Source organism: Streptomyces sp. NPDC107654 (genome assembly GCF_055639035.1).
Map to the genome: position 1 here is coordinate 269,792 of NZ_JBVKBI010000004.1, position 10,157 is coordinate 279,948.

The 10,157-nt window shown below is 69.3% G+C and carries 11 protein-coding genes; 6 read left to right on the forward strand and 5 right to left on the reverse strand.

Annotated features, from left to right (window positions below):
- Nucleotides 1–223: 223 nt before the first annotated feature.
- The 5 genes from ACZ7N4_RS09490 (at nt 224) to ACZ7N4_RS09510 (ending at nt 4,679) form a co-directional block, all read left to right on the forward strand.
- Nucleotides 224–1,294 (forward strand): sugar kinase, encoded by a 1,071-nt coding sequence (locus ACZ7N4_RS09490; RefSeq protein ID WP_471356176.1) that lies wholly within the window; start codon nt 224–226, stop codon nt 1,292–1,294.
- Nucleotides 1,291–2,055 carry an IclR family transcriptional regulator gene (locus ACZ7N4_RS09495; RefSeq protein WP_471355662.1) on the forward strand — a complete coding sequence of 255 codons (765 nt, stop codon included), beginning with the start codon at nt 1,291–1,293 and terminating at the stop codon, nt 2,053–2,055. The genes ACZ7N4_RS09490 and ACZ7N4_RS09495 overlap by 4 nt, the downstream gene beginning before the upstream one ends.
- The gene (locus tag ACZ7N4_RS09500; protein ID WP_471355665.1) at nt 2,052–2,462 is read left to right on the forward strand and encodes a RidA family protein; all 411 of its coding nucleotides are present in this window, start codon (nt 2,052–2,054) and stop codon (nt 2,460–2,462) included. Before ACZ7N4_RS09495 ends, ACZ7N4_RS09500 begins: the two co-directional genes overlap by 4 nt.
- Nucleotides 2,463–2,593: 131 nt before the next feature.
- Entirely contained in the window at nt 2,594–4,069 is a 1,476-nt protein-coding gene (locus ACZ7N4_RS09505) for a GntP family permease (RefSeq protein WP_471355668.1), read from the forward strand.
- 37 nt (nt 4,070–4,106) lie between these two features.
- Nucleotides 4,107–4,679, forward strand: a complete 573-nt coding sequence (locus ACZ7N4_RS09510) for a hypothetical protein (RefSeq protein WP_471355670.1) — start codon at nt 4,107–4,109, stop codon at nt 4,677–4,679.
- Between the two features lie 3 nt (nt 4,680–4,682).
- Here the strand turns inward: ACZ7N4_RS09510 and ACZ7N4_RS09515 are convergent, their stop codons facing one another.
- The 3 genes from ACZ7N4_RS09515 to ACZ7N4_RS09525 all read right to left on the reverse strand — a co-directional run bounded on the left by ACZ7N4_RS09515 (nt 4,683) and on the right by ACZ7N4_RS09525 (nt 7,460).
- Nucleotides 4,683–6,026: a M14 family metallopeptidase gene (locus tag ACZ7N4_RS09515; RefSeq protein WP_471355672.1), complete on the reverse strand. Its 1,344-nt coding sequence runs from the start codon at nt 6,024–6,026 to the stop codon at nt 4,683–4,685.
- Between the two features lie 367 nt (nt 6,027–6,393).
- On the reverse strand, nt 6,394–6,600 hold the full coding sequence (locus ACZ7N4_RS09520; RefSeq protein ID WP_471355674.1) for a DUF397 domain-containing protein: 207 nt from the start codon (nt 6,598–6,600) through the stop codon (nt 6,394–6,396).
- A gap of 8 nt (nt 6,601–6,608) precedes the next feature.
- Nucleotides 6,609–7,460: a helix-turn-helix domain-containing protein gene (locus ACZ7N4_RS09525; RefSeq protein WP_471355677.1), complete on the reverse strand. Its 852-nt coding sequence runs from the start codon at nt 7,458–7,460 to the stop codon at nt 6,609–6,611.
- A gap of 206 nt (nt 7,461–7,666) precedes the next feature.
- On the opposite strand from ACZ7N4_RS09525, the gene ACZ7N4_RS09530 reads away from it, so the two are divergent.
- A complete protein-coding gene (locus ACZ7N4_RS09530; RefSeq protein WP_471355679.1) occupies nt 7,667–8,089 on the forward strand; it encodes an ATP-binding protein in 423 nt (140 codons plus the stop codon).
- 40 nt (nt 8,090–8,129) lie between these two features.
- Here the strand turns inward: ACZ7N4_RS09530 and ACZ7N4_RS09535 are convergent, their stop codons facing one another.
- Together ACZ7N4_RS09535 and ACZ7N4_RS09540 are read right to left on the reverse strand one after the other, a co-directional pair.
- Nucleotides 8,130–9,386 carry a DUF1266 domain-containing protein gene (locus ACZ7N4_RS09535; protein WP_471355683.1) on the reverse strand — a complete coding sequence of 419 codons (1,257 nt, stop codon included), beginning with the start codon at nt 9,384–9,386 and terminating at the stop codon, nt 8,130–8,132.
- A 298-nt stretch (nt 9,387–9,684) separates the two neighbouring features.
- Nucleotides 9,685–10,149, reverse strand: a complete 465-nt coding sequence (locus ACZ7N4_RS09540; protein ID WP_471355685.1) for a hypothetical protein — start codon at nt 10,147–10,149, stop codon at nt 9,685–9,687.
- Nucleotides 10,150–10,157 lie beyond the last annotated feature (8 nt).

A 10,157-nucleotide genomic window follows, 5' to 3' on the forward strand; every position in this document is an offset into this window, starting at 1 on the left:
GATCGTTGCAAAATATGCAACGACCATTGCGTGTACTGCTACTGGTGTCTAGCATCTCGCCGAACACCGGGTCAACGGAGCCGTCACCCGGACCCTCGACGGGAGTCCTCCACAGGAGTCTCCACGGAAGTGCTCGACAGGAGTCATCATCGACGACGCTGCTTACGCCCCGGCCGTTGCACCGGCGTGGGAGACCGCGGACGTGGTGACGCTCGGCGAGACCATGGTCACCTTCCTGCCCAGCCGCCCCGGCCGCCTCGCCGACGTCCCCTCCTTCGACCGGGCCATCGGCGGCGCCGAGTCCAACGTCGCCTGCGCCCTGGCCGCCTTCGGGCACACGGCCCGCTGGGTCGGCCGGGTGGGCGCCGACGGCTTCGGCGACCATCTCGTGGAGCGCATCGCCGGGTACGGCGTCGACGTCACCGCCGTCCACCGCGACCCGGACCGGCCCACCGGGGTGTACTTCCGCACCGCGGGGGACCGGGGCACGGGCGCGCACGAGGTGGCGTACTACCGGACGGGGTCGGCGGCGTCGGCGATGTCCCCGGCCACCGTGGACCTGACGGCACTGCGCGCGGCCCGCGTCCTGCACCTGTCCGGCATCACGGCCGCCTTGTCGAACGACTGCCGGGAACTGCTCCACACGCTGACGGCCCCCGCCCCGGACCGCCCACCGGTGTCCTTCGACGTCAACCACCGGCCCGGGCTGTGGCGCGACCGCGAGGGCGGCCGGGTGCTGCTGGAACTGGCCCGGCGCGCGGACATCGTGTTCGTGGGCGAGGACGAGGCCGAGGAGGCCTGGGGTGTCACGGGCGGCCCGGACGCGATCCGCAGGGAACTGCCGGAACCGGCGGTACTGGTGGTCAAGCAGGGGGAGAAGGGAGCGACGGCGTTCGAACGGCGGTGTACGGGCGAGCGCGAACGACGGTGTACGGGCGAGCGCGAACGACGGTGTGCGGACGAGCGCGAACGACGGCGTGCGGGCGAGCGCGGCGCCGCCACCTTCGCACCGGCCCTGCGCACATCCGTCGTGGCCACCACCGGCGCCGGCGACGCCTTCGCGGCCGGATTCCTCTCCGCGACCCTGCGCGGCCTGCCCGCGCGGGACCGCCTGCGCCACGGCCACCTCTTCGCCGCCGCCGCCCTCACCGCCCCCGGAGACCTCGCCGCACCCCCCGCCCGCGACCACGCCGACCGCCTCGCCGCCCTGGACGACGACGCATGGGGGAGACTTCGACTCGGCCCCGGCTGGACGCAGGCCGATCGGGCCCCGGAGGAGGCGAACATCCCATGAGTCAGACCGTCGACCGTGCCCTGAGCATCCTGCCCCTGCTCGCCGAGGGCCCCGCCGACCTGGGCCGGGTCGCCGACCGCCTCGGCGTCCACAAGTCCACGGCCCTCCGGCTCCTGCGCACCCTGCACGAACACGGCCTGGTCTACCGCCAGTCCGACCAGCGCTACCGCCTCGGCGCCCGCCTCTTCGCCCTCGCCCAGGAGGCGATGGAGAACCTCGACGTCCGCGAGATCGCCCACCCCCACCTCGTACGGCTCAACGAACAGTGCGGGCACACCGTCCACCTCGCCGTCCACGAGGAGAACGAGGTCCTCTACATCGACAAGGTGGACAGCCGCTACCCGGTCCGCATGTACTCCCGGATCGGCAAACCCGTCGCCATCACCGTCGCCGCCGTGGCCAAGCTGCTCCTCGCCGACCTGCCCGAACCCGAGCGCCGCGCCCTCGCCGAGCGGCTCGACTACCCCCTCTACACGCCCCGTTCGACCCCGAACGCCGACGCCTTCCTGAAGGAACTGGCCACGGTGCGCGAACAGGGCTGGGCCACCGACCTCGGCGGCCACGAGGAGTCCATCAACTGCGTCGCCGCCCCCATCCGCGGCGCCGACGGCCGGGTGGTCGCCGCGATGTCGGTGTCCGCGCCGAACGTCGTCGTCACCGCCGAGGAACTCCTCACCCTCCTCCCGCTGGTACGCCGTACGGCGGACACGATCAGCGGCGAGTACTCCGGACGAACCCCAGTGAAGGACCCCACCGTATGACCGACAAGACCGCGCTCACCCCGAAGACCCACACCACCCCGCCCGCGACGTTCTCGCACGGCGTGAAGAAGGGCAACATCCTCCAGGTCGCCGGCCAGGTCGGCTTCCTGCCCGCCGAGGAGGGCAAGCCCCCCACGCCGGCCGGCCCCACCCTGCGCGAGCAGACCCTCCAGACCCTCGCCAACGTCAAGGCGATCCTGGAGGAGGGCGGCGCCGGCTGGGACGACGTGATGATGATCCGCGTCTATCTCACCGACACCGCCCACTTCGCCGAGATGAACGAGATCTACAACGCCTACTTCGAGGAGCAGGCCCTCACCCAGCCGCCCGCCGCCCGCACGACGGTCTACGTCGGCCTGCCGGCCGGCCTCCTCATCGAGATCGACGCACTCGCCGTACTCGGCTGACACGCGCCGCACTCCCGCAGCACCCCCTGCCGCTCCCGCACGCACGCCCTCTCCGGCACGGCGCCCTCCCGGCGCCGTGCCGCGATCCCCCCTGCCCGAAAGCAGCATGCATTTACGCAGAGGACCCCCGTATGTCCTACTTCCTCGCCGCTCCCGCTCCCACCGCCCCGCCCCACACCGGAGGACTGCTCCTCCTCGTCGACGGCACGGCCGGACTGCTCACGGTCGCCGCCGTGGGCATCGCCCTGCTCCTCTTCCTGATCATCAAGGTCAGGCTCCAGCCGTTCGTCGCCCTGCTCGCCGTCTCCGTGGCCGTCGGCCTGCTGGCGGGCCTGTCGGTCACCGAACTCTTCGGCACGGTCCAGCGCTCCGACGCGGTGTCCACCATCGAGTCCGGCATGGGAGGCATCCTCGGCCATGTGGCGATCATCATCGGCCTGGGGACGATGCTCGGCGCGATCCTCGAAGTCAGCGGCGGCGCCGAGGTCCTGGCCGGGCGCCTGCTGGCCCTGTTCGGCGAGCGCCGGGCCCCTCTCGCGATGGGCCTGACGGGCCTGGTCTTCGGCATACCGGTCTTCTTCGACGTCGGCATCTTCGTCCTGGCCCCGATCGTCTACGCGGCGGCGAAGCGCGGCGGCAGGTCGATCCTCCTGTACTGCCTGCCCCTGCTGGCCGGACTGTCGATGACCCACGCCTTCCTGCCCCCGCACCCGGGCCCGGTGGCCGCGGCCGGACTGCTGCACGTCCAGCTGGGCTGGGTGATCCTCATGGGCGCCGTCTGCGGTGTCCCGGCCGTCCTGGCCGCCTGGGCGTACGCCGCCTGGATCGGCCGGCGCGTCTTCGTCGCCGTACCGCGGGACATGGCGGAGGCGGCGGAGGAGGCCCGGCGCGCGGTGCGGGCCGAACAGACCGGGGGGACCGGCCCCGGGGAACAGCCGGTCGCCCTCGGCGCGGTCCTCGCCATCGTCGGTACGCCGCTGATCCTGATCCTGGCGGCCACCTTCTCCTCGATCACCCTGGACGCGTCCCGTACCCGCTCGGTGATCGAGTTCTTCGGCCACCCCTTCGTGGCCCTGACGATCGCCCTGCTCCTCGCCTACTACGTCCTCGGCATCCGGCGCGGCTGGTCCCGCACGTCGCTGGAGAAGGTCTCCACGGCGTCCCTGAAGCCGGTCGGCAACATCCTGCTGGTCGTCGGCGCGGGCGGCGTCTTCGGCGCCGTACTGAAGGCGAGCGGTGTCGCCCAGGCACTGTCGGACACCTTCCACGACGTGGGCCTGCCGGTGATCGTCCTCTCCTACCTGATCTCACTGGTCCTGCGCGTCGCCCAGGGCTCGGCGACGGTGGCGATCGTGACGACGGCGGGCATCGTGGCCCCACTGCTGACGCAGGATCACCACTCCCAGGCCTTCACCGCCCTGGTCATCATGGCCATCTCGGCGGGCTCCATCTTCGCCTCGCACGTCAACGACGGCGGCTTCTGGATGGTGGCCAAGTACTTCGGCATCAGCGAGCGCGACACGCTGCGGACCTGGACGGTCCTGGAGTCGGTGCTGTCACTGGCGGGGTTCGCGGTGGCGGCGGTGGCCGGCGTGTTCGTGAGCTGACTGGTTCCGGCACAGGAAAGTCGTCCATACTGCCGCCGTGGAGCAGCGCATAGGATCGAGCAGCAAGCCGTCGAAGGCCGAGCCGTTGAAGGCCGAGCCTGTCACGGGCGCCGGTTTCGACCCGGCGTACATCCCGGGGATCACGGGCCCGACACTGGGGGAGCCGGTGTCGAAGGAGCCGGATCCCGTGGAGGCGACGGCTGGGGAGCTGAAGTCCGGGAAGGCGGCGGCCGAGGAGCCGGCGCGCCCCGCCGAGGAGCTGGTCAAGGACACCGACGCCCCGGTCGACGGCGCGTCCGGCGAACCGGCGACCGACGAGCACGCGGCCGAAGGCCCGATCTTCGAGGCTTCCGACCGCCGGGCGCGGATAGTGGCCGACAGCAGGGGCGTCCGCCTCAGCCTGGACGAGGAGACCTGCGAGTTCCGATGGGACGAGATCGCCGCCGTCGAGACGGAGTCGCCCCGCTTCGGCAAGCGCTACACGATCACCGTGCACACGCCCGACCGCCGCTGGTACCCGATCGAGATCGAGGCGGCGGCCAGGGCGCGGTTCAAGGAGTGGGACGAGCAGCTGGACGCGGTGCTCGACGCCTACTTCGAGGAGGCGTAACCCCTAGCCGCAGTACTGGTCGGCCTTCCCGATCGACCGGTACATGCAGTCGGCGTTCTCCAGCAGCTGCAACACGGCGTCCTTGTTCCGGGAGGTCTCCCGCTCGATGACTTCGTCGGGCGGGTAGAACCCTCCGTCCCAGCTGGACGTCGGGTACATCTCGAAGGTGTAGTCGAAGATCCTGTGCACACCCCAGAGGTAGTCGTCGATGGACCCGTCGGTGATGTACAGGTCGCTTGACTGCTCCGCGGTGTACCCGTTGCTGGCGGCCATCTTCTGGCCCACGGCCTTGAAGGCGGCGGCGTCGTCCGCGGTCATCCCGGTGGCGGTGTCGTTGTACGTCCACCCGAACGGCCACAGCACCAGCTCGCTGTAGGTGTGGAAGTCGATGCCGGCCTTGATCTGCTGCCTGCCCCCGACGACCCGGCTGCGCACGAAGTCGGAGACGACCTTCACCTCGGGCGCGGACTCGGCGGCGGACCCGCGGTAGGTCTCGGAGGACTTCGACCCCGACGACCCGCCGCAGCAGCCCCACTTGTAGTTCCAGTTCCGGTTGAGGTCCGTCCCGACGTATGACGACCCGGAGTTGGGCTGCCGGTTCTTCCGCCACGACCGGTACGACCCGCTGGCGATGTCGTACTCACCGCCGTCCGGGTTCAGATCGGGAACGATCCAGATCTCCCGGCTGTTGACGATGTTCGTGATCCGCGGGTCGGACCCGTACCCCGCGCCCAGTTCACGCAGCAGGTAGAGCGCCATCTCCACGGTCAGGTGCTCCCGCGCGTGCTGGTGGGCGGTGAACAGCACCTCGGGCTCGTCCTCGTCGGTGCCGACGTTGTCGCTGACCTTGATGGCGACGATGTCCCGGCCCTGGTACGACTTCCCGATCACCCGCTTGCTCATGATGCCCGGGTAGGCGGCGAGCCGCTGGTCGATCTCGGCGTTCATCTCGGCGTAGTTGTGGTACTTCGCGTCGGCGCTGGGGAAGTCGTAGAGCCGCGCCCCGCTCCGCTGCGGCACGTCCCCCAGCGGCCGTACGTCGTACCCCATCCGGCGCAGCCTGCCGATCTGCTCGGCCCGCCCGGAGACGACGACACTCTCCTCGTCGGCTTCGTCGACGGTGACACCGGTCGCCTGGATGGCCGTACGGGTGACGGCGTTCGTGCCCTGATGGATCTCGTACTGCCGGACGTCGTCGCCGGCCGGCCCGACCCTGCGTACCCCGTCGGCACTGGCATGGTCGAGACCGGCCGAGACCGGAGCGGCGAGGGCGAGCGCCAGCAGCGCACCGAGAGCGGCGGTACGTCTGCCGCCGCGCGCGCCGGAGCCGCGGATGCGAAGTCGCATGAACTCTCCTTGTGGGGGTGGAGGTGGGGATGTTCCCGTGCGACGTGCGGATACGAACCCGACCGGGGCCTTCTTGGGGACCCTGTGGGTTCGCTGTGCGGTTGGCGCTCATGGTGCGGCCTTGACATGATCAGATCAAGTACATGCCAAGAAGTCCGACCGAAACGGGACGGAGCGGGTCGGCGCGGTGTGGGGCCACCCGCTCGCCCCACCTCCCGACGACAGCGATGAGGACGTGGCCGGGCGCCATCCTGACGACCGCGTCACCGGTCAGCCGGACCGGGGGCTCCCCTCAGGGGCCACCAGCGGCACGTCGCCCCCCCGTGCCCGCGTCCCACGCCCTGGACCTCGGTGAACAGGGCGCCTCTCAGTTCAGCCACGCCGAAGCCGGGGCCGCCTTCACGGCTTCGATGAAGGAGGTGAAGGCGGGTGCGGGGAAGGTGAGGGTGGCGCGGGTGGGGGTTTTTGAGTCGCGGACGGATATGTGGGTGTCGAGGTGGGCGACTTCGACGCAGTCGTTCCCCTCACCTCCGCCGGAGAAGGACGACTTCTTCCACGAGGCGGGAGTGATCATGCCGGCCCTCACAGCTCCTTCGTCACCTGCTGGATGAGGTCGCGCGACTGCTCGGGGGTCAGCGCTTCCTCCCTCACCTTACGGAAGAGCTTTCGAAAGTGCTCCAGCTGTGCTTCGGAGTCGATGAACGCCGTGCCGTGTGGCGCGTCGCGCACGACGGTATCCAGCCGGGGAACTGCTCCGCCGAGGTGCACCATGGCACTTCCGGCGCCCGCGAAGTCGTCCAGTGCGAAGGGAACGACGCGTACGGTGACGTGTTCCGCCTCGGACAGCTCAAGGATGCGACCGAGTTGAGCCCGGGATGCGGCGCGCCCGGCCACCCGGATGCGAAGCGCCGCCTCGTGGATGACGGTCTCGTACGGGATGGGATCGGGCCCGTCGATGACGACCCTCCGCTTCATCCGGTGCTCCACGCGAAGGGCCACCTCGCTCTCTGGGAACTCCGGGTTCATGTAAGCGAAGAGCGCCCGGGCGTAGTCCTCGGTCTGGAGAAGCCCCGGCACGTGGATGACCGCGACATCCTTGCGGAAGCGGGCGTGATGGTCCAGCTCGGCGAGGTCCTGGTACGCGGCCGGGAGCACACCTCGGTACTCCTCCCACCATCCCCGCGTACGGTCCGTCGCCATGGCCGCCAGTGCATCGATCAGGACAGCGTCCGAGCAGGCGTAGTTGGCGGCGAGCCGGCGTACGCGCTGCTCGCTCACTCCTGCGATGCCGGACTCGATCTGGCTCATCTGTACGGAGTTCACCCCGAGCTGGGCGGCCGCCTCCGTCGCCTTGAGCCCTGCGGCCTCGCGAAGTCTCCGCAGTTCGGCGCCCAGGCGAACCTGGCGTGCTGTGGGGTTCCGTCGTGCCGGCACCGGCGTCCTCTTTCCTCAACGTCCCTGGGGATGGGACTCGTTCGGGGGCAAGATTAAGCGACCGGCTTGCCGCGAATGAAATTTATGACCTACCGTCGGTGACGTAACGCACACGCTGCGGAAGCGCACCGCGCCGTCCTGCCATGACGGCTGCGGCAATGCCACCGCGCGCCAAATCCCCCCTCACTGATCGGAGTTGATGACGCATGCCTGAAAACCCTGAGACCGACGACACCTGGGACTACACGCTCTACATCCCCAACGACCTGAGAGCGGTGACGGTCTGCCGCCAGACGTTGCGGGTGATCCTGACCCTGCACGGCCTGACGGGGCTGGTGGACACGGCGGAACTCCTCGCAACGGAGCTGGTGTCGAACGCGGTGCGGCACACCAAGGGGCCTGCGGCGTTGCGGGTGCGCAGGTCGGCGGAGGGGCTGGTGTGGATCGGGGCGTGGGACACGGACCCGGAGCCGCCGGAGCCGCCGGTGCCGTTGGAGCGGGTGCTGGAGCGGGAGGAGGGCCGGGGGCTGGGGCTGGTGACGGCCTGCGCGGAGTACTGGGGGTGGCAGCCGTCGGCTCGGTTCGGGGACCGGGGGAAGTACGTGTGGTGTGAGCTGGGGGTGGCGTGAGGGCGGGCGCCGCACGCCACCGGGATCGAGCAGGCGGCCGTCAGCGGAACGGGATGTTGAGCCAGGGGCTGCCGGGGTCGGACACGAGGATGTGATGGGCCTTGACCATGTCCTGGTACCAGCTGCCGAACTCCTCTTCGTCGAAGTGGAGGGAGCGCCCGAGGATGAAGCCGGCGGCGAAGTCCTGCCACGACTTGTAGGCCAAGGCGGAGGCCCGCCCGGCCTGGATGACGGCGGACTCGGCCTCCTTTAGGGTCCCGAAACGGGCCGCGAGTCCCCACCGGGCCATGTTCGAGGCGCGCCCGAGGTCCCAGGCGTCGACGGACGAGACGTACTGGTTTTCACCCAAAACACCGTCGGCGCGCATGCGGGCCTCGTAGCGGGTGATCCGCCCGATGAGTCGTTGTAACCCCTCGATACGGGCCTCGACCTCGGACTCGGGCCGGGGTTCGGTCTTGGTGACGCCGTCCTCGGTGACCACGGCGGAGCCCTGGAAGTTCGCGCGGATGACGTTGGCCACGGACTGCTTCCAGTACCCCACGTCGACATGTCCGCCGAAGTCCCGGGCGATGGTGCGGCGCAGACCGATGGCGAAGTCCCATACCATGCTGTGTGATTCAGCGGTGAGCAGGCCGTTGAGGGCGGACAGCCACTCCTCGCGACTGGTGATGCCCCACCACTCCCGTAGCTGTTTTCGTTCCCTGGGATAGCCCTCGCCGTGCGAGGCCATGCCGTTCCAGAAGGAATCGTTGTTCACGCACAGGAGGGCCCCACAGGCGAGGCCGTGGGCGGCGGGGCCGTGCAGGGGGCCGCCGATACGAAGAGTGCGAAGACGCGGCGACTGCTCCTGGGCGGGAGCCTGCTCCCCGTACCGGGCCCACGCCGCCGAGTGCGGGGGCGCCGAGGGGAGGAACGCCTCGCAAGGGCTTCCGGGGTTGACGACGATCACCGGTGGATCGGTCGGCTGCCACACTTTGGCGAACCATTCCAGGTAGTTCCAGTCGAACACGCGGTGTGGCTCCGGTGCGGGCAGCATGCCCTCGGTGTACACGGCCCGGATCCGTCCGCCGGCGACGCGCGGGTCGTACCCGAAGACGGCGTACGTCGCACTGGGTGTGGCATCCGCCTTGTCCTTCTGTATCTCGAAGAACAGCCTGCTCTGCGCGAGCGTTCCGAAGTACGCCGCCCAGTCCGCACGCGACTTGGCCTCGAACAGCGCCTGCTCGACCTCTGACGGAGGGGCCCAGGCGGAGGGCGGGGGAGGAGGAAAACCGCCGGGCGGCGGACCGAACGTCACGGACTCCTTACCCTTTCTTTGGGTTTCGAACTGTTACCGATTATGGTGTAGCTCCCAGGCGGCTGATACCCGACCGGCGCTAAGAGCGAAAGGGGGGGGCAGACGGGATACGGGTGAAGACAGAGAGGCGCCGCGAATTTCGCTCAGTCGCCGATCCTCGGCTTGTCGACCTGGCGCAGAGGTTTTACGAGACCTGCGCTCCAGGCGGTGGACAGAACGTACCGCAGTCTTCTTGTCCCGCGTTTGCCGCTTCGCAGGCACGAGTCAACTTCGCGGGCCGGGACCTGGCTGTCATGCCTCACGGGGCCGTTGCGTCTTCCGTGAAATCATGCACAACCACCCAGTAGTCATCTTCTTCGACCGAGGCGGCACAAAGGCGACGACCATCGATGGACAAGGCCACGAACTCAGGTGAACCCGTCACACTAGAAATGCGTGAGGGCAATTTCTCGCCGAGGGAATCTCTTACTCTCACCCACCCGATCCTGCTGGCGCCGGACACCGGCGGAAGAATGAGGAACTCGTTCTCGTTGTCGTAGAGTGACACCGCCGCTGCGAAGTGATGCCACATTAGATCGAGCTCGTCGGCGGCGCCGGCCGATGCTGTGGGGATGGCTGCAGCAGGTCTGACGTCGAATCCGCTGACGGCGTAGATGGCGGCCTGTACCGGCGGAACGCTCTTGGTCTCCTCCCCGCACATCACTTCAAGGTGGCAGCGTTCCAATACTTCCAACCACTCCTGGCCACGCTGACGCTTCTGCATTCCCTGTT